General features: G+C 70.8%; 20 protein-coding genes and 1 riboswitch. Of the genes, 9 read left to right on the top strand and 11 right to left on the bottom strand.

All coding sequences use genetic code 11. The features are described 5' to 3' along the window. Positions 1–157: 157 nt before the first annotated feature. Positions 158–1,894: a VWA domain-containing protein gene (locus BUR99_RS16555; protein ID WP_074261445.1), complete on the top strand. Its 1,737-nt coding sequence runs from the start codon at positions 158–160 to the stop codon at positions 1,892–1,894. Between the two features lie 101 nt (positions 1,895–1,995). On the opposite strand, the gene BUR99_RS16550 is transcribed toward BUR99_RS16555, so the two are convergent. The 8 genes from BUR99_RS16550 to BUR99_RS16520 form a co-directional block, all read right to left on the bottom strand. After that, entirely contained in the window at positions 1,996–3,453 is a 1,458-nt protein-coding gene (locus BUR99_RS16550) for a DHA2 family efflux MFS transporter permease subunit (RefSeq protein ID WP_074261649.1), read from the bottom strand. Positions 3,454–3,695: 242 nt separating this feature from the next. Beyond that, positions 3,696–3,830, bottom strand: a complete 135-nt coding sequence (locus BUR99_RS20625) for a hypothetical protein (protein ID WP_268756258.1) — start codon at positions 3,828–3,830, stop codon at positions 3,696–3,698. Beyond that, the gene (locus BUR99_RS16545) at positions 3,827–4,972 is read right to left on the bottom strand and encodes a cysteine desulfurase family protein (RefSeq protein WP_074261444.1); all 1,146 of its coding nucleotides are present in this window, start codon (positions 4,970–4,972) and stop codon (positions 3,827–3,829) included. Before BUR99_RS16545 ends, BUR99_RS20625 begins: the two co-directional genes overlap by 4 nt. Further along, complete coding sequence (gene nadC, locus BUR99_RS16540) at positions 4,969–5,823, bottom strand: carboxylating nicotinate-nucleotide diphosphorylase (protein ID WP_074261443.1); 855 nt, start codon at positions 5,821–5,823, stop codon at positions 4,969–4,971. The genes BUR99_RS16545 and nadC overlap by 4 nt, the downstream gene beginning before the upstream one ends. Before the next feature lie 55 nt (positions 5,824–5,878). After that, complete coding sequence (gene nadB, locus BUR99_RS16535; RefSeq protein ID WP_074261442.1) at positions 5,879–7,444, bottom strand: L-aspartate oxidase; 1,566 nt, start codon at positions 7,442–7,444, stop codon at positions 5,879–5,881. Position 7,445: 1 nt separating this feature from the next. Continuing rightward, positions 7,446–8,789 carry a quinolinate synthase NadA gene (gene nadA / locus BUR99_RS16530; protein WP_074261441.1) on the bottom strand — a complete coding sequence of 448 codons (1,344 nt, stop codon included), beginning with the start codon at positions 8,787–8,789 and terminating at the stop codon, positions 7,446–7,448. Continuing rightward, positions 8,786–9,514, bottom strand: coding sequence for an NUDIX hydrolase (locus tag BUR99_RS16525; protein ID WP_084184077.1), 729 nt, complete (start codon positions 9,512–9,514; stop codon positions 8,786–8,788). The genes nadA and BUR99_RS16525 overlap by 4 nt, the downstream gene beginning before the upstream one ends. A 154-nt stretch (positions 9,515–9,668) precedes the next feature. Continuing rightward, complete coding sequence (locus BUR99_RS16520; protein ID WP_074261440.1) at positions 9,669–10,622, bottom strand: endonuclease domain-containing protein; 954 nt, start codon at positions 10,620–10,622, stop codon at positions 9,669–9,671. A gap of 202 nt (positions 10,623–10,824) precedes the next feature. Continuing rightward, a riboswitch (glycine riboswitch) is annotated at positions 10,825–10,931 on the top strand. Between the two features lie 167 nt (positions 10,932–11,098). On the opposite strand from BUR99_RS16520, the gene gcvT reads away from it, so the two are divergent. The 3 genes from gcvT to gcvP all read left to right on the top strand — a co-directional run bounded on the left by gcvT (position 11,099) and on the right by gcvP (position 15,634). Further along, entirely contained in the window at positions 11,099–12,289 is a 1,191-nt protein-coding gene (gene gcvT, locus BUR99_RS16515; RefSeq protein ID WP_074261439.1) for a glycine cleavage system aminomethyltransferase GcvT, read from the top strand. Between the two features lie 67 nt (positions 12,290–12,356). Beyond that, on the top strand, positions 12,357–12,728 hold the full coding sequence (gcvH, locus tag BUR99_RS16510) for a glycine cleavage system protein GcvH (RefSeq protein ID WP_074261438.1): 372 nt from the start codon (positions 12,357–12,359) through the stop codon (positions 12,726–12,728). A gap of 8 nt (positions 12,729–12,736) precedes the next feature. Next, positions 12,737–15,634, top strand: coding sequence for an aminomethyl-transferring glycine dehydrogenase (gene gcvP, locus BUR99_RS16505; RefSeq protein WP_074261437.1), 2,898 nt, complete (start codon positions 12,737–12,739; stop codon positions 15,632–15,634). Between the two features lie 81 nt (positions 15,635–15,715). Here gcvP and BUR99_RS16500 read toward each other — a convergent pair whose 3' ends face one another. Then, the gene (locus BUR99_RS16500) at positions 15,716–16,231 is read right to left on the bottom strand and encodes a DUF2231 domain-containing protein (protein WP_074261436.1); all 516 of its coding nucleotides are present in this window, start codon (positions 16,229–16,231) and stop codon (positions 15,716–15,718) included. Positions 16,232–16,331: 100 nt separating this feature from the next. Here BUR99_RS16500 and BUR99_RS16495 point away from each other — a divergent pair, with 100 nt between their 5' ends. The 3 genes from BUR99_RS16495 to BUR99_RS16485 all read left to right on the top strand — a co-directional run bounded on the left by BUR99_RS16495 (position 16,332) and on the right by BUR99_RS16485 (position 18,157). Then, positions 16,332–16,838 carry a sigma-70 family RNA polymerase sigma factor gene (locus tag BUR99_RS16495; RefSeq protein ID WP_074261435.1) on the top strand — a complete coding sequence of 169 codons (507 nt, stop codon included), beginning with the start codon at positions 16,332–16,334 and terminating at the stop codon, positions 16,836–16,838. Then, entirely contained in the window at positions 16,835–17,554 is a 720-nt protein-coding gene (locus BUR99_RS16490) for an anti-sigma factor family protein (protein ID WP_074261434.1), read from the top strand. The genes BUR99_RS16495 and BUR99_RS16490 overlap by 4 nt, the downstream gene beginning before the upstream one ends. Before the next feature lie 102 nt (positions 17,555–17,656). Then, on the top strand, positions 17,657–18,157 hold the full coding sequence (locus BUR99_RS16485) for a COG4315 family predicted lipoprotein (protein WP_074261433.1): 501 nt from the start codon (positions 17,657–17,659) through the stop codon (positions 18,155–18,157). 11 nt (positions 18,158–18,168) lie between these two features. On the opposite strand, the gene BUR99_RS16480 is transcribed toward BUR99_RS16485, so the two are convergent. After that, the gene (locus tag BUR99_RS16480; protein ID WP_074261432.1) at positions 18,169–18,366 is read right to left on the bottom strand and encodes a hypothetical protein; all 198 of its coding nucleotides are present in this window, start codon (positions 18,364–18,366) and stop codon (positions 18,169–18,171) included. Between the two features lie 193 nt (positions 18,367–18,559). Here BUR99_RS16480 and BUR99_RS16475 point away from each other — a divergent pair, with 193 nt between their 5' ends. Next, on the top strand, positions 18,560–19,030 hold the full coding sequence (locus BUR99_RS16475; protein WP_074261431.1) for a hypothetical protein: 471 nt from the start codon (positions 18,560–18,562) through the stop codon (positions 19,028–19,030). Here BUR99_RS16475 and BUR99_RS16470 read toward each other — a convergent pair. Next, complete coding sequence (locus BUR99_RS16470) at positions 18,976–19,740, bottom strand: CPBP family intramembrane glutamic endopeptidase (protein WP_084184076.1); 765 nt, start codon at positions 19,738–19,740, stop codon at positions 18,976–18,978. The two genes, BUR99_RS16475 and BUR99_RS16470, sit on opposite strands and share 55 nt — an antisense overlap. Positions 19,741–19,946: 206 nt before the next feature. Between BUR99_RS16470 and BUR99_RS16465 the strand changes: the two genes are divergently transcribed. Continuing rightward, positions 19,947–21,569, top strand: a complete 1,623-nt coding sequence (locus tag BUR99_RS16465; RefSeq protein WP_074261429.1) for a peptide ABC transporter substrate-binding protein — start codon at positions 19,947–19,949, stop codon at positions 21,567–21,569. Positions 21,570–21,685: the final 116 nt, after the last annotated feature.

The following is a 21,685-nucleotide window of genomic DNA, read 5'->3' as shown; positions in this document are numbered from 1 at the left end:
CGGGTCTCCAGCCGGTGCCTTCCCCGGAACTCCGGGCGGAATTCGAGTGAAGTTCGCGTCTTGCACCTCGTCGCTTACACTGAACCAAATCCCTCCCCATCTGGGGAACCCGAACTGAGGATTCGACGAGGCCCCCACTCGTCGGCTTGGAGTGTCCGTGGGACGTCACAGTGAAGCGGCAACGGCGAAGAAGCCGGGCCGCAAGCTCATCCTGTCCATCATCGGTGCAGTCGTCGTCGTCGGAGTCGTGTCATCAGGCGTCTTCGTCTGGGTCGGCGGCTACCTGAACCCCCTGTTCGCGTCGGCCGACTCCGGTTGCGCCGAGACCGAGCACCTCGCGATCGTCGCCGACACGTCGATCGCGCCCGCCCTCACCGACATCGCCGAGAAGTTCGATGCGAAGTCCGAGCTCTGCGTGTCGACCGAGATCACCGCACAGGACTCGGCCGACACCGCTGCGGTGGTCGCCTCCGGCGGTGCCGAGGCCGACGCCTGGATCCCCGAGGCGAGCGTGTGGGTCGACCGCATGAACGCGACCGCGTCCTCGCTCGGCCAGTCGCCGCCCGAGATCGACGTTCGCGAGTCCATCGCCTCGTCGCCGGTCGTGTTCGCCGGCGCCACCACCAAGGCGACCGAACTGGCGGCCGAACCGGTGAGCTGGGCCCGTGTGCTCGGCGGCACGCTGCCGACGATCCTGCCCGACCCCGAGGCATCCGCTGCCAGTCTCGCGGGACTGCTCGCGCTCCGCGGTCATTCCTCACCCGACGACCCGCGGCAGTTCGCCGGCGCCATGATCGAGCTCGGCAAGACGATCCCCGCCTCGACGAGTGCCGCGTTCGGCTCCGTCACCGCCTCGCACGAGCCGGCCGTCGTCGTCACGAGCGAGGCGCAGGTCGCCGCCTACAACCTCGACGGCCCGGCCGAGGCCCTCGTCGCCGCATACCCCGTCGACGGAACCGTCTCGCTCGACTACCCGTTGGTGTTCCTGTCGGCGCCGGATGCCGCGGCCGACGCCGATTCGGAGGCCGCTGCAGAGACCGATGCGGATGCCGCGTCCGAGACGACGGGCGCCTCGACGCACGCCGAGCTGCTCGACGCCTTCGAAGCCGCAGTCCGAAAGGGCGCCAAGATCCTGGCTGCCAACGGCTTCCGAGCGCCCGACGGCACCGGCAAGCTCGATGTCGCCGGGGTCGGGGCCGAGGCTCCCGCGGCGACGGCGGCGCTCGACGGTGCCACGCAGCTCGAGATCCTGCGCGCGTGGTCGGTGCTGACGCTCCGCTCGCGCATGCTCGCCGTGATCGACGTGTCGGGCTCGATGGAGGAGCCCGCCGAGAACGGCCTGCGCCGCATCGACATCTTCCAGCAGGCCGCCGTCGGCGCGATGCAGAAGTTCTCGGGCGAGGTCGAACTCGGCGTGTGGGTCTTCTCCACCGCCCGCAACGGCGAACTCGACTACGAGGACCTCTCGCCGATCGCGCCGCTCGCCGACGTCGCGCACACGCAGGAGATCGCCGGGATCATCCAGTCGCTGCCGGCCAGGCTCGGCGGGGCCACGGGGCTCTACGACACCACCCTCGCGGCGGTGAAGCGCGTGCGTGAGACGTACGACCCCGACAAGGTCAACTCGGTGCTGCTGTTCACCGACGGCAAGAACGAGGACGAGAACGGCATCGATCTCGCGACGCTGCTCGCCGAGCTCGCGAAGATCGACGACCCGACGAAGCCGGTGCCCGTCATCATGATCGGATTCGGCCCCGACACCGACCTCGCCGCGATGCAGCAGATCGCCCAGGCGACGAAGGGCGCCGCGTACTCGGCCTCGAAACCCGAAGACCTCGGCACGGTGCTCGTCGACGCCCTCTCGCAGCGCAGCTGCCGCCCGAACTGCGGCTGACCCGGCGCAGCTGCCGCCCGAACTGCGGCTGACCGGCAGCGAACGACGAAGGGGGCCCGGCATGTGCCGGGCCCCCTTCGTTATGCGGTCGCAGCCGCGCGTCAGTGCGCCGTCGGCGCGCCCTCCATCATGTCGGCGGGCTTGCGCACGAAGAAGGCCCCGACGATCGCGAGCACCGAGAGGATCGCGCCCACCATGAACGCCGAGCGGATGCCCGACGCCGCGGCGGCCTCGGCCGTCGCGCCCGCCGTCGTCGCGGTCAGCGACTGCGTCGCCATGATCGTCACGAAGAGCGCCGTTCCGGCCGCACCGGCCACCTGCTGCACGGTGCCGACGATCGCCGAGCCGTGCGAGTAGAACTTCGGGTCGACCGAGCCGAGCGCCGAGGTGAACAGCGGCGTGAACATGAACGCCAGGCCCGCAGAGAGCACGACGTGGGCGACGAGCAGCAGCCACGGCGAGGTGGTGTCGGTCACGAGCGTGAGCGACCACAGCACCCCGCTCACGACGAACGCACCCGGCACGAGCAGCGGGGTCGGGCCGAGCCGATCGAAGAGGCGGCCGACGGTCGGGCCGAGGAGGCCCATCGTGAGGCCGCCGGGCAGCAGCAGCAGGCCGGTCGTGATCGGCTCGAGGTGCAGCACGTTCTGCAGGTAGATCGGCAGCAGGATGATCGTGCCGAACAGCGCCGCCATCATGATCGTCATGAGACCGATCGAGATCGAGAAGTTGCGCGACAGGAAGGTGCGCAGGTCGAGCAGCGCACGGTCCTGCTTCTGCAGGATCAGCTGACGCCAGATGAACGCGCCGATCGAGATCGCACCGATGCTGAACGAGATCCACATGGGTGCGGCGCCGAGGCTGCTGCCGGCGGTCTCCGCGCCGATCTGGCTGAGACCGTAGACGAGCCCGCCGAAGCCGAAGGCAGAGAGCACCACCGAGAACACGTCGATGGGGATCTTGCGGGGTTCGCTGACGTTCTCGACCCGTCGGATGCCGATGACGAGCATCGCGAGCGCGATCGGCAGCACGAGCCAGAACATGAACCGCCACGAGAGCGAGTTCAGGATGAGGCCGGAGATGGTCGGGCCGATCGCGGGGGCGACCGACATCACGATCGCGACGCGGCCCATGAGCCGGCCGCGATCGCTCGGAGCGACCAGGGTCATGAGCGTGGTCATGAGCAGCGGCATCATGATGGCCGTGCCGCTCGCCTGCACCACCCGGCCGACGAGGAGCACCTCGAAGCCCGGAGCCATGGCCGCGATGAGCGTGCCCGTCGAGAAGAGGCTCATCGCCGCGATGAAGATCGGGCGGGTCGCGAAACGCTGCAGCAGGTAGCCGGTGATCGGGATGACGACGGCCATGGTCAGCATGAACGCGGTGGTCAGCCACTGCGCCTGGGAGATCGAGATGCCGAGGTCGACGACGAGGTGCGGGATCGCCACGCCCATGATCGTCTCGTTGAGGATGACGACGAAGGAGGCGGCGAGGAGGAGCCAGATCACCCGGTTGTTGCGGGCGCCGTGCAGCGCCTCGACATCGGAGTGCTCGTGCATGGTGGTGTCGCCCGCAGGGGCGACGACGGGGTCACGGAGTTCGGGAACGGCGCGTTCGGTCAAGGAAGATGCGTCCAATCGATGTCGGCGCAGAACTGCGCCGGGGAATTGCGTCGAATACGTTGGTCAACCCGCGTCGGGTGACTCGCTATTCCCCGATTCCGACATCGATCGGAACGTATGGAACCGAGCGCTCTGGAAGCGCTTCGGCCTGCTGGGAACCTCGGTCGTCGCGGGGCGGCTTACGGAGCCGGTGCCGGGCCGTCGGTGGGAGTGGGACGGGGGAGCCAGCCCTCGAGGAGCTGCTCTTCGGGAGCGAGCTCGTTCTCGATGCGCCGCTCGTTCGCCGTGTCAGCTGCAGGTGTCGATTCGCTCATGTCGCCACGATACCGCGTACGGCCGACACGGCACGAACGACGGATGCCGCGGCATCCGTGAGCTCTTCGGCAGTCGTCTCGGCGCCGAGGGTGAACCGCACCGCCGTCTGCGCGAGTTCGGCGGGCAGCCCGATCGCCGTGAGCACGTGCGAGGGCTCGTCGCTGCCGGCCGCGCACGCCGAGCCGCTCGAGCAGATGACGCCGTCGCGCTCGAGCTCGAGCAGCACGGCCTCGCCGCTCGTGCCGGGGAAGACGAAGGAGACGGTGCCCGGCAGGCGGTGTTCGGCGTCGCCGGTCGGAGTCGCCCCGGGCACGGTCGCAGCGATCGTCGCCGCGAACTCGGCGCCGAGCGCGGCGACACGCGCCGCGGCATCCGTTCGCTCGGTGTCGGCCAGCCGCAGTGCCGTGGCGAACGCGACCGCGCCCGCGACGTTCTCGGTGCCCGACCTGCGGCCGCGTTCCTGCCCGCCGCCGTGCAGCACCGGTTCGAGCGGCAGGCGTCCGCGCACGACGAGGGCGCCGGTTCCCTTCGGTGCGCCCACCTTGTGACCGGCGAGCGAGAGGGCGTCGACGCCGAGGGCGTCGAGGGAGAGGGGGAGCCAGCCCGCGGCCTGCACGGCATCGGTGTGCATGAGCGCCCCGGCGGCGTGCGCGACGGCGGCGAGCTCGGCGATCGGCTGCACGGTGCCGATCTCGTTGTTCGCGAGCTGCACCGACACGAGCGCGGTGTCGGGTCGCATGACTCGGGCCAGTGCGTCGGGGGTGACGAGGCCGCCCGCGTCGACCGCGACCTCGGAGACCTCGAAGCCGTGCATCCGGGCGAGATACGCGGCGGATTCGAGCACCGCCTCGTGTTCGATCGGCGAGACCACGAGGTGCCGCCCCCGGGGATTCGCGAGGGCGAGGCCCTTCAGCGCCAGGTTGTCGGCCTCGGTGCCGCCGCTCGTGAAGACGACGTCGCCGGGTCGGCAGCCGATGACCGCGGCGACGGTGGCGCGCGCGGCGGCGAGCGCGCGTGCGGCCTCGTCGCCGAGCCCGTGGTGACTCGACGGGTTGCCGAAGGAGCCGGAGAGGAAGGGCCACATCGCCTCGAGCGCCTCGCGGCGCACGGGCGTCGTCGCCGCGTGATCGAGGAAGATCACGTCGCGACCGCCACGTCGAGTCCGAGGTCGAGCGAGCGCACCGAGTGGGTGAGCGCCCCGACCGAGATCACGTCGACGCCGGTGGCCGCGATCTCGTGCACCGTCTCGAGCGTGACCCCGCCGGATGCCTCCACGATCGCCCGCCCCGCGATGAGCGCGACGCCCGCCCGCAGCCCGTCGGGCGTGAAGTTGTCGAGCATGACGGTGTCGGCGCCGCCGGCGAGCACCGCCTCGACCTGGTCGAGCCGGTCGACCTCGACCTCGAGGTGGGCGGTGTGCGGCATCCGCTCGCGCGCCGCCCGCAGCGCGGTCGCGAGGTCGTGCCCGCCCGCGGTCAGCACCGCGAGGTGGTTGTCCTTCGCCATCACCGCATCGGAGAGCGAGCGGCGGTGATTGCGGCCGCCGCCGTCGCGCACGGACTGGCGTTCGAGGCTGCGCAGGCCCGGCGTGGTCTTGCGGGTGTCGACGATGCGCGCGCCGGTGCCCGCCGTCTCGGCGACGTAGCGGGCGGTGAGCGTCGCGATGCCCGACATGCGCTGCACGAGGTTCAGGCCCACGCGCTCGGCGCGGAGGATCCCGCGTGCCGGACCGCTGACCCGGGCGAGCACCGCACCGGCCTCGAACGGCTCGCCGTCGCCGGCGAGCTGCTCGACGACCACTGCCGGATCGACGAGGCGGAACGCCGCGGCGAACACCTCGATGCCGCTCAGCACGCCGGCCTCGCGCGCCATGAGCACGGCGGTCGCGGTGGCGGTGGCGGGGATCAGCACCTCGGAGGTCAGGTCGCCCCACGGGGCGTCCTCGTCGAGCGCTGCACCCACGATGCGGTCGATCTCGCGTGCGTCGGTCATCAGGCGGCCTCTCGTTCGAACACGTCGATGCAGCGCACAGTGTGAGTGTCGGTCATCAGGCGGCCTCTCGTTCGAGTTCGATGGGGAGTACGAGGTCGAGGGCCGGGTCGTCGGTGCGGAAGTGCGCGCCGCAGCTGGCGCGCCGAGCACGGGCCGCCGCCACGGTGAGCCTGGCGAGGTCGAGCAGGTTGCGATCCTCGGCGCTGCGGTGGTCGCCGGGCTCCGGCGCGCTCCACGCGTCGAGCCGAGCGGATGCCTCGGCGAGCCCGGCCTCGTCGCGTTCGAGCCCGACGTGGCTCCACATGAGCGCCTGCAGCTCGTCGCGATCGACGGGCGCGCCGTGCACGAATTCGGAAGGCCGGCCGGGCGCGCCGGCCACGAATTCGGAGGGCCGGCCGGGCACGCCGGCCGTCGCCGACTCATCGCCGTCGGCTCCGGCGGGTCGAGCCGACGATTCCGAAGCCGTGATCGCCCGCACCGCACGGTCGGCGAACACCGCAGCCTCGAGCAGCGAGTTCGAGGCCAGCCGGTTCGCCCCGTGCACGCCCGTGCGGGCGACCTCGCCGACGGCGAAGAGGCCGGGCAGGCTCGTACGCCCGTCGAGGTCCGTCGCGACGCCGCCCATGGCGTAGTGCGCGGCGGGCGTCACGGGCACCGGCTCGCGGGCCCAGTCGAAGCCCGCCGCGCGCACGACGGCGTCGAGGCCGGGGAAGCGTCGGGCGAGCTCCGCCCCGCCGAGCGAGGTGGCGTCGAGGAGCACGGGAGCGCCGCCCTGCTCGAGCGAGCGCCGCCAGACCGCACGGGCGACGACGTCACGGGGCGCGAGTTCGCCGCGAGCATCGACGTCGAGCAGGAATCGCCGGCCGCTCGCGTCGCGGAGCACCGCGCCCTCGCCCCGCACGGCCTCCGAGATGAGCGGCGTGCCGGGTGCGGCGAGCGCGGTCGGGTGGAACTGGGTGAACTCGAGGTCGGCGACCCGTGCACCGGCCCGCCAGGCTGCGGCCACGCCGTCGCCCGTCGCGACCGCCGGGTTCGTCGTATGCCGGAAGAGGCATCCGCTGCCGCCGGTGGCCAGAACGACCGCGTCGGCGCGGCGCTCGACGACGGCTCCGGATGCCCCGAGCAGCTGCGCCCCGACCACGCGACCACCCTCGACGAGGAGGTCGACGAGCATCGTCTGCTCGTCGATCGCCACGGCACGGCGTCGCACGGTGGCGACGAGGGCGTGTTCGATCGCCGCGCCGGTGGCATCGCCGCCGGCGTGCAGGATGCGCGCCCGCGAGTGGGCGGCCTCGAGGCCGCGCTCGAGGCCCGACTCTCCTCGGTCGAACGCGACCCCGAACCGGATCAGGTCGCGCACCCGGTCGGGGCCCTCGTCGACGAGCACGCGCACGGCGGCGGGGTCGGCGAGCCCTGCGCCCGCGTCGATCGTGTCGGCGAAGTGGCGCTCGGCCGAGTCATCGGGGAAGAGCGCCGCGGCGATGCCGCCCTGCGCGTAGCGCGTGTTTCCCTCGGCGAGCTCGGCCTTCGTGACGAGCTCGACGGTGTGCCCGGCGTCGGTGGCCTTCACCGCGGCCCAGAGCCCGGCGATGCCGCCGCCGATGACGAGCACGCGGGCCATGTCAGGCCCCCGTGACGGCGACGGGCGGCTTGGCCGCGAGCATCCGCTCGAGCGCGACCCGCGCGGGCTCTGCCACCTCGTCGGCCACCGTGATGCGGTTGACGACCCGGCCGGCGACGAGCTCCTCGAGCACCCAGGCGAGGTAGCCGGGGTGGATGCGGTACATCGTCGAGCACGGGCACACGACCGGGTCGAGGCAGAAGATCGTGTGCTGCGGGTACTCGGCCGCGAGGCGCTGCACGAGGTTGATCTCGGTGCCGATCGCGAACGTCGAACCGGCCGGCGCCGCCTGGATCGCCTTCACGATGAAGTCGGTCGAGCCGGCGGCGTCGGCCGCGTCGACGACCGGCATCGGGCACTCGGGGTGCACGATGACCTGCACGCCGGGGTGGTCGATGCGCGCTTGCGCGATCTGGTCGACCGTGAACCGGCGGTGCACCGAGCAGAAGCCGTGCCAGAGGATGACGCGCGCGTCGCCCAGGTCGCCCGCCGAGTTTCCGCCGAGCGCCTTGCGCGGGTTCCACATCGGCATCTGCTCGAGCGGCACGCCCATGGCCTTCGCGGTGTTGCGGCCGAGGTGCTGGTCGGGGAAGAAGAGCACCCGCTGCCCGCGCTCGAACGCCCACTCGAGCACGGTCTTCGCGTTCGAGGAGGTGCAGACGATGCCGCCGTGCCGCCCGACGAAGCCCTTGAGCGCCGCCGACGAGTTCATGTAGGTGACCGGGATCACGGGCACCCGGCCGTCGGCATCGGTCGCCGTGAGGTCGCCGTACACCGACTCGAGCTGCTCCCAGCACTCCTCGACCGAGCTCTCATCGGCCATGTCGGCCATCGAGCAGCCCGCGGCGAGGTTCGGCAGGATCACGGCCTGCTCGGGGGTCGAGAGCAGGTCGGCGGTCTCGGCCATGAAGTGCACGCCGCAGAAGACGATCGCCTCGGCATCGGGCCGGGTGAGCGCGGCGTTCGCGAGCTGGAACGAGTCGCCCACGAAGTCGGCGTGCTCGATGACCTCGTCGCGCTGGTAGAAGTGGCCGAGCACGACGGCGCGATCGCCGAGCGTCGCCTTCGCGGCGCGGATGCGCGTGTGCAGCTCGTCGGCCGAGGCCGTGCGGTACGACTCGGGCAGTGCGCCCTGGCGGGGCGAGCCCGTGGGGATGACGTCGCCCATCGACGAGCCCGGTCCGTAGGCCACGGGGCCCGCGTCGAACTCCCACGGCCCCTTCGCGAGCTCGGGCGAGCACGACTCGCCGGCGGCGGCTCCGGTCGTGATGAGCCGGATGGTGCGGTCGACGGATGCCGCGGCGCGGGTGTCGTCGGTACGAGGATCGTCGATGGAGATGGTCATGATGCCGGTCGCTCCTTCAGCGCTTCGGTTCGCGCGGTCGGTTCGGTGGTCGCCGCGAGGGCGGTGGAGTCGTAGCGGTAGAGCTTCGGGGGCCGGTTCCGTGCGCCGGCCAGGCGCTCGCCGGTCTCGCGCAGTCGGCCGGAGGCGAGCATCGTGCGGCGGAAGTTCGCGGGGTCGAGCGGGCGCTGCAGCACGGCTTCGACGACCTCGCGGAGCTCGGCGAGGGTGAAGGTCTCGCCGAGGAACGCATGCGCGATCCAGGCGTACTCGACCTTGGTGCGCAGGCGCCAGAGCGCGTACTCGATGATGCGATTGTGGTCGAACGCGAGCCCGGGCAGGGTGTCTGCCGGCACCCAGCGCACGTTCGGCCCCGCCGTGGCTCGTGCCGCCTCGTCGCTCTGCACGAGTGCCCAGTAGACGACCGAGACGACGCGGGCTCCGGGGGAGCGGTCGACCTCGCCGAAGGTGTAGAGCTGCTCGAGGTAGGTGGGAGCGAGGCCGGTCGTGAGCCGCAGGGTGCGGGCGGCCGCGGCCTCGAGTTCCTCGGCGGGCGGCAGCCAGCCGCCGGGCAGGGCCCAGAGTCCGAGTTGGGGCTCACGCGTTCGGCGCACGAGCGGGGTCCAGAGCACCGGGCGACCGGTGCGATCGGGGCGCAGGGCGAAGATCACGGTGGAGACGGCGAGACGGGTCGACACCTCGCCGAGCGGCTTCGTCTGCTGCGGCATCCGGCGCCTCCGATCTTCTGGTCATGTTGACTCGAACTCGAACGATCGACAGCTTACAGTCGGAATGACCAGAACACGAACCCTAGCGGCCACGAACGAATGGGCAGTCCAGCGTCGTTCGCCCACCTCATGGGCTGCGCCACTGCCCAGGTGATCATCTGGTGCGCCAGCCTCGGGATTCCAGACGGGCGGCGATCCGCCGTGTCAGTGCCACCGACGCGCCATCGCCGCCCTGCTCCGGCAGGTCGGCTGCGGTGACCCGCACGAAGGACCACCCGACATCCTGCAGCCGTTCGTATCGCCGGATGTCTGCTCTGAACTGGCGAGGATCGCGGTGATGATCGCCCTCGTACTCGATGCCGACGCGATGCCGCGGGTACGCGAGGTCGATCATCGGCTCCCAGCCGCCCAATCGTGGGTCTCGCACGACATGGTTGATCTCCGGCTCGGGCAGGCCGGCCCGCACGATGACCAGACGCAGACGCGTTTCCCGACGGGAGAGCGGGCCGTAGCGGATCAACGGCAGCGCGATGCGCAGTCGAGCGACACCGGAGCTGCCGCGATGTCGCTCTGCAGCCGCCACGAGGTCGGTCACCCGCACCATCGGCGCGCGGCCGCCGACGGGATCACGGCCGGTGACCATGAAGTCTCCGGCCGCCACGAGGTCGTCCACGCCGAGGCGCGCTCCGAGTTGGCACCACGTGGTCGCGGCATCCGTCATTCGAAGCCGACCTGCGGCGAGCACGGTCGTACGTGTCGGCTCGAGCACGTGGCCGACGACACCGCGTACGCGGGGTCGCGGCGCACCTTCGAACACCGAGACGTCGAGTCGTGGGTCGCGCTCGACGGCAGTCGGGAGCGGCACGCCGTTGAGCAGGGCGGCGGTCGCGTGGCTGAAGAACTGGCGGTCGGGCATGCGGGCGGCGTAGGCGAGGGCGAGATGCCTGATGGACCGGTCGGTGCCGACCACCATCCGGCTGCCGCGGAACGGCGTGGACAGGTCGCCGGCGGCGAGCCTTCCTCGGGTGAGCCCGAGGCGGCGAGCGTCTTCGAGGCCGAATACGCCGCCGTCGGCGAGTTCCGGTGGGAGTTGGGCCGGTCGACGCATGCTCCAAGCCTGCAGCCGGAGGGTTGTGCGTGGTCGGATTCATCCACAGGCGCCGCAGCGGGGAACCGCCGGCCACACCTGCGCCGATTCAGTCGGCCGTTCGGCGTCGATCTGACCACCTGTTCGCACACGGCGGCGCTCGAGCCTGCGGCATCCGGCGGCCTCGCTGCTAGGATCGGAGCACAATCTCATACCGGGCCATCGACGCGTCGCGGGAGAGCCGGTCAGCGCCGATGAACAGCGCCAGACCGGCACCGAAGGAGCAAGCCTCCCCGCCAATCTCTCAGGTCACTACACCGCGATGACGAGGCCGCTCTGAAAAGTGGATTCCGCGATGGCTCGCGGCCTCCCGCCCACGGTGAAAGCGCGACCCCGCGTGAAACTCTCAGGCTCATGACAGAGGGGGAGTTCCCACACGGTGCCGCTTCCGCGACCGTGACAACGCCGGCGCACGTCGGCACGTCTGGAGAACTCTCGTGACCAACGAACCCGGTACCACCAGCCTCGAGTCGTCGAGCACCGAACGGCTGAGCCCGCTCGACGCCGTGCACCGCGCAGCGGGCGCGAGCTTCACCGACTTCGCGGGCTGGCAGATGCCCGTGCGCTACTCCAGCGACCTCGCCGAGCACCACGCCGTGCGCACGGCGGCCGGCCTCTTCGACCTCTCGCACATGGGCGAGATCGTGCTCATCGGCCCCCAGGCCGCCGCCGCGCTCGACCACGCGCTCGCCGGCAAGCTCTCGGCCATCGAGATCGGGCAGGCGAAGTACTCGCTGCTGCTCGCCGAAGACGGCGGCATCATCGACGACCTCGTCGTCTACCGCACCGGCGACGACCGCTACATGGTCGTCGCGAACGCCTCGAACGCCCGCGTCGTCGCCGACGAACTCCGCACCCGCGCGGCCGGCTTCGACACGATCGTCTCCGACGAGAGCGACGACGTCGCACTCATCGCGCTGCAGGGCCCCGATGCCCGAGCGGTGCTGCTCGAGACGCCGGGCTTCGGCGTCGACGGGCCCGGCAACGACGAGGAGGATTTCGACGCGAAGCTCGAAGCCCTCAAGTACTACCGTGCATTCCCGGCGACCTTCGAGGGCGAACCGGTGCTCGTCGCACGCACCGGATACACCGGCGAAGACGGGTTCGAGCTCTACCTCGCACCCGAGCGGGCGGCACGCCTGTGGGAGGCGCTCGCCGAGACCGGCGGCCCCCGCGTGACGCCCTGCGGGCTCGCGAGCCGCGACACGCTCCGCCTCGAAGCGGGCATGCCGCTCTACGGCCACGAGCTGAGCCGCGACATCCTGCCCGTGCAGGCCGGCCTCGGCCGCGTGGTGGCACTCGCCAAGCCCGACGCCTTCGTCGGTCGCGCCGCCATCGAGCAGGGCCCCGCAGCGGATGCCCCGGTGCTCGTCGGCCTCGCAGCCGAGGGCCGACGCGCGGCCCGCGCCGACTACGAGATCTACGACGGCGACGGCGCCGACGCGACCCGCATCGGCATCGTCACGAGCGGTGCGCTCTCGCCGACGCTCGGCCACCCGATCGCCATGGCGCTCGTGGCGCCCGCCGCCGCCGAGCCCGGCCGCGAGCTCTTCGTCGACGTCCGTGGCACGCGCGTCGCGGCATCCGTCGTCGCCCTGCCGTTCTACAAGCGCACCGCCACCGCCTGACCTCGAGTCGCCCGACCCTGCAGGGAATCGGGCGACTCGGCAGCCAACCCATCGCAAGGAGCACCCCATGACCGACCAGACCGCACTGCACTACACCGAAGAACACGAGTGGATCGCCATCGACGGTGACGTCGCCACGATCGGCATCACCGACTACGCCGCCGAGAAGCTCGGCGACGTCGTCTTCGTCGAGCTGCCCGCGGCCGGCACGACCGTGACCGAGGGCACCGTCGTCGGCGAGATCGAGTCGACGAAATCGGTCGGCGAGCTGTTCGCCCCCGTCAGCGGCGAGGTCGTCGAGGCCAACCAGACCGTCGTCGACTCGCCCGAGCTCGTCAACAGCGACCCGTTCGGCGAGGGCTGGCTCATCAAGGTGAACGCCTCGAGCCTGCCGAAGTTCCTCACCCACGCCGAGTACCGCGCACTGGTCGGAGAGTAAGCACCCGCATGAGCACCCCCACCTCCTCCGCATTCGACCTCGACGCCTTCGGGCGCCGCCACATCGGCACCAGTCCGAGCGACCACGGGCTCATGCTCGCCGAGCTCGGCTACGACTCCCTCGACGCCCTCATGGCCGCCGCGGTGCCCACGTCGATCCGCATGGGGGAGGTGCTGAACTCGGCGATCCCCGCCGCCGCCACCGAGCGGGAGGCGCTCGCAGAGCTCGCGGCGCTCGCCGAGCAGAACACCGTGCGCACCTCGATGATCGGCCTCGGCTACTTCGGCACGGTCACGCCGTCGGTCATCCAGCGCAACGTGCTCGAGAACCCGAGCTGGTACACCGCCTACACGCCGTACCAGCCCGAGATCTCGCAGGGCCGGCTCGAGGCGCTCATCAACTTCCAGACGATGGTCACCGACCTCACGGGCCTCGACACCGCCAACGCGTCGATGCTCGACGAGGGCACCGCGGTCGTCGAGGGCATGCTGCTCGCGCGCCGCGCCTCGAAGTCGACCTCGAACCGCTTCGTCGTCGACGCCGACGTGCTGCCGCAGACCCTCGCGCTCCTCGAGTCGCGTTCCGAGGCGGTCGGCATCGAGCTCGTCGTCGCCTCGCTCGACGAGCAGACGGATGTCGCCGCCTTCGGCGAGCACTTCGGTCTCTTCGTGCAGTACCCGGGTGCATCGGGTCGCGTGTGGAACCCGGCATCCGTGATCGCCGCCTCGAAGGCGCAGGGCGCCCTCGCTGTCGTGGCCGCCGACCTGTTGGCCCTCGCGCTCATCACGAGCCCGGGCGAGCTCGGCGCCGACGTCGCCGTCGGCACCTCGCAGCGCTTCGGCGTGCCGATGGGCTTCGGCGGACCGCACGCCGGCTACATGGCCGTGCGCACTGGCCTCGAGCGCCAGCTGCCCGGCCGCCTCGTCGGCGTCTCGAAGGACGCCGTGGGCGCGCCCGCGTACCGCCTCACCCTGCAGGCCCGCGAGCAGCACATCCGCCGTGAGAAGGCGACGTCGAACATCTGCACCGCGCAGGTGCTGCTCGCCGTCATGGCGTCGATGTACGCGGTCTACCACGGGCCCCGCGGCATCCGTCACATCGCCGTCTCGACGGCCGCGAAGGCGACCGCGCTCGCCGGGGTGCTGACCGGCTACGGCCTCACCCTCGCGCACGACGCGTACTTCGACACGATCCGGGTGCACGTGCCCGGACTCGCCGGCAACATCGTCGAGCGCGCCCGCGCCCTCGGCGTGAACGTGTGGGAGGCCGATGAGGCCACCGTGCACGTCGCCGTCGACGAGACGACGACCGAGGCCGAGCTCTCGCTCGTCGCGCAGGCGTTCGGGCTGCCCGAGCGCACCGAGGTCGTCGTCGAGACGGCGACCCTGCCCGCCGTCGCGAGCGGCGAGCTCCGTCGCACGAGCGGCTACCTCGAGCACCCGGTCTTCAACACGCACCACTCCGAGACGCAGATGATGCGCTACCTGAAGACCCTCGCCGACCGCGACTACGCGCTCGACCGCGGAATGATCCCGCTCGGCTCGTGCACCATGAAGCTCAACGCCGCGACCGAGATGCAGTCGGTCACCTGGCCCGAGTTCGCGAACCTGCACCCGTTCGCGCCCGAGGCCGACGTCGTCGGCACCCTCGGCCTCATCGAGCAGCTCGAGACCTGGCTCGCCGAGGTCACCGGATACGACACGGTGTCGCTGCAGCCGAACGCGGGCAGCCAGGGCGAGCTCGCCGGCCTCCTCGCGATCCGCGGGTACCACCACGCCAACGGCGAGACCGAGCGCACGGTGTGCCTCATCCCGTCGAGCGCGCACGGCACCAACGCGGCATCCGCGGTGCTCGCGGGCATGCGCGTCGTGGTCGTCGCGACCGACGAGCTCGGCAACGTCGACCTCGACGACCTGCGCGCGAAGATCGCCGAGCACGCCGCGAACCTCGCGGCCCTCATGATCACCTACCCGTCGACGCACGGCGTCTACGAGCACGAGGTGAAGACCATCACGCAGGCCGTGCACGACGCCGGCGGCCAGGTGTACGTCGACGGTGCGAACCTCAACGCCCTGCTCGGCTTCGCCCGCTTCGGCGACTTCGGCGGCGACGTGTCGCACCTGAACCTGCACAAGACGTTCTGCATCCCGCACGGCGGCGGCGGCCCCGGCGTCGGCCCGGTCGCGGCCAAGGCGCACCTCGCGCCCTACCTGCCCGGCCACCCGATGGCCCAGCGCGCCGACCACTCGGGGGGCGTCACGCACGACGGCGGCCCCGTCTCGGCGGCGCCGTACGGCAGCCCGTCGATCTTGCCGATCTCGTGGGCCTACGTGCGCATGATGGGCTCCGAGGGCCTGAAGCAGGCGACCGCCTCGGCGGTGCTCGCCGCGAACTTCGTGGCCTCGCGCCTGCGCGAGCACTACCCCGTGCTCTACACCGGCGACAACGGCCTCGTCGCGCACGAGTGCATCCTCGACCTGCGCCCGCTCACGGCGGCGACGGGCGTGACGGTCGACGACGTGGCCAAGCGCCTCGTCGACTACGGCTTCCACGCGCCGACGATGTCGTTCCCCGTCGCGGGCACGCTCATGATCGAGCCGACCGAGTCGGAGGACCTGGCCGAGCTCGAGCGCTTCGTCGAGGCGATGGTCGCGATCAAGGCCGAGGCCGACGCCGTCGCCGCGGGCGAGTGGCCCGCCGACGACAACCCGCTCGTGAACGCACCGCACACCGCGGAGTCGGTCATCGCGGGGGAGTGGACCCACGCCTACACCCGCGAGCAGGCCGTGTACCCGGTGCACTCGCTGGTGCGCGGCAAGTACTGGGTGCCGGTGCGCCGCATCGACCAGGCGTTCGGCGACCGCAACCTCGTGTGCGCCTGCCCGCCGGTCGAGGCGTTCGCGTAGCGAGCGCCTCGAGAAGATGCGGCGGCGGCTCTTCCGCCGTTTGCAGTCACGGCGTTCGCGTAGCGATCGCCCCGAGATCGGTCAGCTCAGGAGCCCGCCCCAGACGGCGCGGGCTCCTGAGTCTCCGATCAGCACGAGCAGCACGGCCGTGCCCACGCCGACGACGACGGATGCCGCCGCGAGGCCGATGCGCGCCGCTCGTGCTGCGCCGGGCGAGTCCCGGCGCATCCGCTCGTCGCCGAAGCGGAACCACGCCCACTGGGCCGCCGCGACGATGAAGAGCGCGATGGCCCAGGGCAGCAGCATCTCGCCGAACTGCTGATGCCGCGCGACGGCGGGGACCGGGCCGATGACGGCGGCGAGCGACTGCCCGGCTGCGACCGTGATGGGCACGAGCACGAGCACGCCGAGCGCTCCGAGCGCGGTCACGATGCCGAGGCGCCTTCGGGCAGCCGGCCAGAACGTGCCGAGCAGCAGGGCGAGTACCGTGAGTGGCGTGAGCACGACCACCGCGTGCACGATGAGCGGGTGCAGGGGCAGGCCTGCGACCTGGAGGAGATCCTCCGAGGCGAGCGGTGCGAGATCAGTGGCATCCATGACGAGAACACGTCGCTCACGCCGCTCCGGTTCACCGTCGCCGCGAATGAACCATTCGGCGCCCGCTCTCGTTCTCAGGGCAGAGGACAGGAGGTGATGGATGCCGCTCGATGACGACAGCCGTCTGGTCGCGCTCTACGACGCGCACGGGCCGTCGGTGTGGCGGTACGTGGTGCACCTCACCGGCGATGCCGCCGGCGCCGACGACATCGTGCAGGAGACGCTGCTCCGGGCGTGGCGAAGCCCTCGCATCATGGCGCAGGAGCCCGCGTCGACGAGGTCGTGGATGATCACGGTCGCCCGCAACCTCGTGATCGACGAGGCGCGCAGTGCGCGTCGTCGTCACGAGATCGGCGTCGCCGAGACGCCCGAGCGCGCGGCGGGCGACGCGACCGACGCCCTGTTCGAGAGCCTGCTGGTCGAGGAGGCACTGGTGACCTTGAGCCTCGAGCATCGGGCGGTGATCGTGCATGCGTACTACGGCGGATGCAGCGTGGCCGAGGTCGCACGGCGGCTCGGCATCCCGGAGGGTACGGTGAAGTCCCGACTGCACTACGGGCTTCGGGCGCTGCGCCTCGCACTGCAGGAGAAAGGGGTGACGCGATGAACGCGGATCACGCGCGCTTCGCGGATTGGGACTCCGCCTACGTGCTCGGGGCGCTCTCGCCGGTCGAGCGCGGCGAGTACGAGCAGCACCTCGAGTCGTGCGAGCTGTGCCGGCGATCCGTCGCCGAGCTCGCCCCGATGCCGGGCCTCCTCGCGCGGCTCTCCCCCGAGCGCGCCGAGGCGCTCATGCGCGAACCCGACGACGGCTCCGCTCCGGCACCGGCGCCCCGCGACGACCTCCTCGACGCGGTGCGACTGGAGGATCGCCGCCGACGTCGCCGTCGCGCTCGCACGTGGTGGGTCGCCTCCGCGGCCGCGGCCGCGGCCGCCGCCGTCCTCGTCATCGTCGCGATCGCGGTGCCCCTCGCCCTCACCCGGCCGTCCGTTCTCTCGGAATCGGTCGCCTTCGAGGCCGTCGCCGAGGTGCCGCTCTCGGCCACCGCGACGCTCACCCAGGTCGCGTGGGGAACGAGGATCGAGCTCGACTGCCGCTACGCCGAGGCCGAGGCATCCGATGCCCCGGCCGGCGGCTGGCCGTACGCGCTCGTCGTCGTCGGTCGCGATGGCGAGCGCACGGATGTCTCGAGCTGGCGGGCGAGTCCAGGGGCCGCGGCCCGGCTCTCGGCCGGCGCCGCGCTCGACCTCGACGAGATCGCGTCGCTCGAGATCCGCGCGATCGGCAGCGGCGACGTGCTCATGCGGAGCGAGTTCGACTGATCGGCGCTGCGGGTACCGGGTCCGGTTGAACCATCCGTGGCTGCGTCTCGTGCTTCTGGAGAGGTCGCAACCGCGGCCCTGAGCATGAGAGAAGGACGACGCATGAAGCTGCGCATCGCAACAGGACTGGCCGTCATGGGACTCATCGTGGCACTCGCGGGCTGCTCGGCCCCCGCCGCGGAGGAGCCCACCGACGGTGCGGGCACCTCGGCGGAGACCGAGTCGCCCGACATGGACTACGGATCGTCCGGCGCACCGCTCACCACCGCCGACTCCGATCTCGGAGAGATCGTGGTCGACGGCGAGGGCATGACGGTCTACATGTTCGACAAGGACACGCAGGGAGCGGACGCGAGCAGTTGCGAGGGCGAGTGCGCGACCAACTGGCCCGCGGTGACGACCGAGTCGGATGCCCCCGAGGTCGAGGGCGTGACCGGTGAGGTCGGCACCATCACGGGGGTCGACGGCTCGACGCAGGTGACGCTGAACGGCTGGCCGCTCTACTACTTCGCGGGCGACAGCGCTGCGGGCGACGTCAACGGCCAAGGCGTGAACGGGGTCTGGTGGGTGCTGAGCCCCGCTGGGGAGAGGATCGCCGGCTGACCAGTGCCGGGCTACGCGGGGCGCGGCGCCGCATGGCGGCCGCGTTCCGTGTATTCGCGACGGGTCGGAGACGGAGCGGCGACGATGGCGGTGCGCCGGGCGGTGACCCGCTCGTGCGCCTCGCGGATCTCCGATTCCGTCGCGCGGAAGCGGCGGTCTGTGGCGCGGGCGGAGTGGTGACCTGCGGCGAAGGCGGCGGCGAGTGACATGGTTCCGTTCCGATTCCTGCGGGCGATGCCCGGCGTGCACCCTCGCTTCGAGGGGTGTCTCCATGTTCGCGAGCGCCGCGAATCGAGGGATCAGGGCGACCCCGAGCAGCGCCCCCGGGAGTACACTGAGGTTCTCTCGAAATTACCCGCGGGTTCTGTCGGAGGGCCCGGGTTCTCTCGAAGCAGAGGGGGCATGATGTCCGTCGATCTCATCACGGTGCTCACGACCGTCGGGTTCGTGGGGCTGCTCGTCGGCACCTCGGTGCTCGCGGGTCGCGGCCTCGGGCTCGAACAGCGAGCCGGCCTCCTCCAGAGACGCGACCCGGCCACGGCCGAGGCCCTGCGCCGAGCCCAGTCGATCACCGACTTCGCGAGCGGCAGCGTCTTCGGCGACGAGGGCTTCTACTCGCCCGTCTGCACGCCGTCGCGGCGCAGCGGCCTCGACCTGGCACGTGTGCGCGGCACGGACTCCGACCTGAGGGTCGAGGCCGCCGAGGAGGCGTTGCCGCCGATGCCGACGACGGTCGTCGCGCTCGGCCGCAGCGAGCACGTGCCGAGGACGACCCGCACGCGGCATCCGCTTCGCACGGATCAGCCCGCGCGAACGGATCAGCCGGCAGAGACGGCGAAGAGCCCCGGCCACCAGCCGACCGCGAGCGGATAGCCGACGAACGACACCACGTCGAGGATCCAGTGCGCGATGACGAGCGGCATCGTGCGGCCCCAGCGCTGGTAGCACCAGCCGAAGACGACGCCCATCGCGACGTTGCCGAAGAACGGCCCGATGCCCTGGTAGAGGTGGTAGGTGCCGCGCAGCACGGCGCTCGAGAGGATCGTCGCCCACGGGCCGACGCCGAGCTCCCTGAATCGCGTGAAGAGGTAGCCGACGACGATGACCTCCTCGGTCAGCGCCGCTTCGAGAGCCCGGAATACGAGGATCGGCACGGTCCACCACAGCCAGTCGGCGGGTGAGGCCTCGACCGCGACGGTCAGGCCGAGTGCGCGGCCGGCCGCGTAGAGCGCGAGCCCGGGCACGCCGATCGCGAGCACCAGCAGCACGCCGGCTGCCGCGTCGCGACCCGGTCTCGTCAGGTCGAGGCCGATGCGACGGAACGGGTTCGTCCCGGGCGCCCAGAGCAGGTACAGCACGAGCGCGACGGCGAAGAGCCCGAAGAAGACGTCGAGGAACTGGTACGTGAAATCGAGCCATTCACGGGGCGCGCGAGAGGGGTTCAGCGCGACCGACTGCTCGCCGAGCGGCGTCTCCGCGGTGAGCTTCGCGATGATCGAGACGATCGAGTAGACAGCGGATGCCCCGAGCGAGAGTCCGAGCACGATGACGACCTCGAGCCGCAGCCGCCGTGCAGAAGACATGCGGCAATCATCGCATGAGCGGCCCAGACGCAACATTCGTGCGGATTCGCGACGAAATCCGGCGGCGCGTGTGTCGCTAGGTTGCGCATGGGTAACGGTTTGCCCTTCTGGTTTGCTTACCGGAGGTGAGGTTCATAGTCTCGATCTACCAGCGCTCCAGCGCGGCCACGAGCCGTGTTGTCGTCGCATATCTCACAGGAGGAACATTGAAGATCAAGAGAATCGGCGTTGCAGCCATTGCTCTTGCTGCCGCCGGCGCATTGACGCTGTCAGGCTGCACGAGCGGCGGCGCTGACCCGTCGGCCCCTGCTGGCGATGCCACCGCGGTCATCACGACCAACGGCTCCGAGCCCCAGAACCCGCTGATCCCCACCAACACCAACGAGGTCGGTGGCGGCAAGATCCTCGACGCGATCTTCGCGGGCCTGGTCTACTACGACGCCAAGGGCGCTGCGCACAACGATGTCGCCGAGTCCATCGAGACCGACGACGCGCAGACCTACACGATCAAGCTCAAGGCCGACCAGAAGTTCACGAACGGCGAGCCCGTCACCGCGAACTCGTTCGTCGACGCGTGGAACTACGGCGCAGACACTGCCAACGAGCAGCTCTCGCAGTACTTCTTCGAGTCCATCAAGGGCTTCAGCTACGAAGAGTCGGTTCCCGAGCTTCCGGGCCTCACGGTCGTCGATGACACCACGTTCACCGTCGAGCTGAACCAGCCCGAGTCGGACTTCCCGCTGCGTCTCGGCTACTCGGCCTTCTACCCGCTGCCCGAGTCGGCGTTCGAAGACCTCGCCACGTTCGGTGAGAACCCGGTCGGCAACGGCACGTACATGCTCGACGGCGAAGGCGCCTGGAAGCACAACGAGAAGATCGACCTCGTCGTGAACCCCGACTACGATGGCCCCCGCCAGGCGGCCAACGGTGGTCTCGACATCATCTTCTACGCCTCGCAGGACGCCGCGTACGCCGACCTCCAGGGCGGCAACCTCGACGTGCTCGACGCGATCCCCGACTCGGCTCTGGCCACCTTCCAGGACGAGTTCGGCGACCGTTCGGTCACGCAGGCGGCTGCGATCTTCCAGTCGTTCACGATCCCCGCGCGTCTGCCGCACTTCTCGGGTGAAGAGGGCAACCTCCGCCGCCAGGCGATCTCGATGGCGATCAACCGCGACGAGATCACCGACGTGATCTTCGCCGGCACCCGCACCCCGGCGCACGACTTCACGTCGCCGGTCATCGACGGCTACTCGGAAGACATCCCCGGCTCCGAGGTGCTCGACTACAACCCCGAAGAGGCGAAGAAGCTGTGGGCTCAGGCCGACGCCATCGCTCCTTGGGACGGCACCTTCAAGATCGCCTACAACGCTGACGGTGGCCACCAGGCCTGGGTCGACGCTGTGGCGAACGGCCTGAAGAACGACCTGGGCATCGACGCCGCCGGCGACCCGTACCCCACGTTCGCTGAGGCGCGCACGAAGATCACCGACCGCACCATCCAGACGGCCTTCCGTTCGGGCTGGCAGGCGGACTACCCGGCGCTCTTCAACTTCCTCGGCCCGCTCTACGGAACCGGTGCCGGCTCGAACGATGGCGACTACTCGAACCCCGAGGTCGACACGCTCCTGAAGGAGGGTCTCGCCGAGACCGACATCGCCGCCGCGAACGAGAAGTTCCAGGCTGCACAGGAGATCCTGTTCCAGGACCTCCCCGCCGTCCCGCTGTGGTACTCCACGGTGAACGGCGCTTGGAGCGAGGTCGTGAACGACGTCGAGTTCGGCTGGAACTCGGTGCCGCTGTACTACCAGGTCACCAAGAGCGAGTAGTTCTCGATCAAGGACGACTCGGGGTTATACTCTGAGGCGCCCGTGGGGCGGCAGCCGAGCAGGCTGCCGCCCCACTCCCACGTATCCACGGTGTTCACCTGATCGGCGTAGCATCG

The organism is Agromyces cerinus subsp. cerinus (genome assembly GCF_900142065.1).
Lineage (GTDB): Bacteria > Actinomycetota > Actinomycetes > Actinomycetales > Microbacteriaceae > Agromyces > Agromyces cerinus.
Note: the sequence above shows the minus strand (reverse complement) of the source record. Positions and strands in the feature narration are given on the sequence as shown.

Coding starts and splice junctions, on each gene's coding strand:
- gcvP (WP_074261437.1), top strand. CDS start 12,737: ATGAGCACCCCCACCTCCTCCGCATTCGACCTCGACGCCTTCGGGCGC.
- BUR99_RS16525 (WP_084184077.1), bottom strand. CDS start 9,514: ATGCCGCAGCAGACGAAGCCGCTCGGCGAGGTGTCGACCCGTCTCGCC.
- BUR99_RS16475 (WP_074261431.1), top strand. CDS start 18,560: ATGATGTCCGTCGATCTCATCACGGTGCTCACGACCGTCGGGTTCGTG.
- BUR99_RS16485 (WP_074261433.1), top strand. CDS start 17,657: ATGAAGCTGCGCATCGCAACAGGACTGGCCGTCATGGGACTCATCGTG.
- nadA (WP_074261441.1), bottom strand. CDS start 8,789: ATGACCATCTCCATCGACGATCCTCGTACCGACGACACCCGCGCCGCG.
- BUR99_RS20625 (WP_268756258.1), bottom strand. CDS start 3,830: ATGAGCGAATCGACACCTGCAGCTGACACGGCGAACGAGCGGCGCATC.
- BUR99_RS16490 (WP_074261434.1), top strand. CDS start 16,835: ATGAACGCGGATCACGCGCGCTTCGCGGATTGGGACTCCGCCTACGTG.
- BUR99_RS16550 (WP_074261649.1), bottom strand. CDS start 3,453: ATGCACGAGCACTCCGATGTCGAGGCGCTGCACGGCGCCCGCAACAAC.
- gcvH (WP_074261438.1), top strand. CDS start 12,357: ATGACCGACCAGACCGCACTGCACTACACCGAAGAACACGAGTGGATC.
- nadB (WP_074261442.1), bottom strand. CDS start 7,444: ATGGCCCGCGTGCTCGTCATCGGCGGCGGCATCGCCGGGCTCTGGGCC.
- nadC (WP_074261443.1), bottom strand. CDS start 5,823: ATGACCGACGCACGCGAGATCGACCGCATCGTGGGTGCAGCGCTCGAC.
- BUR99_RS16520 (WP_074261440.1), bottom strand. CDS start 10,622: ATGCGTCGACCGGCCCAACTCCCACCGGAACTCGCCGACGGCGGCGTA.
- BUR99_RS16480 (WP_074261432.1), bottom strand. CDS start 18,366: ATGTCACTCGCCGCCGCCTTCGCCGCAGGTCACCACTCCGCCCGCGCC.
- BUR99_RS16470 (WP_084184076.1), bottom strand. CDS start 19,740: ATGTCTTCTGCACGGCGGCTGCGGCTCGAGGTCGTCATCGTGCTCGGA.
- BUR99_RS16500 (WP_074261436.1), bottom strand. CDS start 16,231: ATGGATGCCACTGATCTCGCACCGCTCGCCTCGGAGGATCTCCTCCAG.
- BUR99_RS16495 (WP_074261435.1), top strand. CDS start 16,332: ATGCCGCTCGATGACGACAGCCGTCTGGTCGCGCTCTACGACGCGCAC.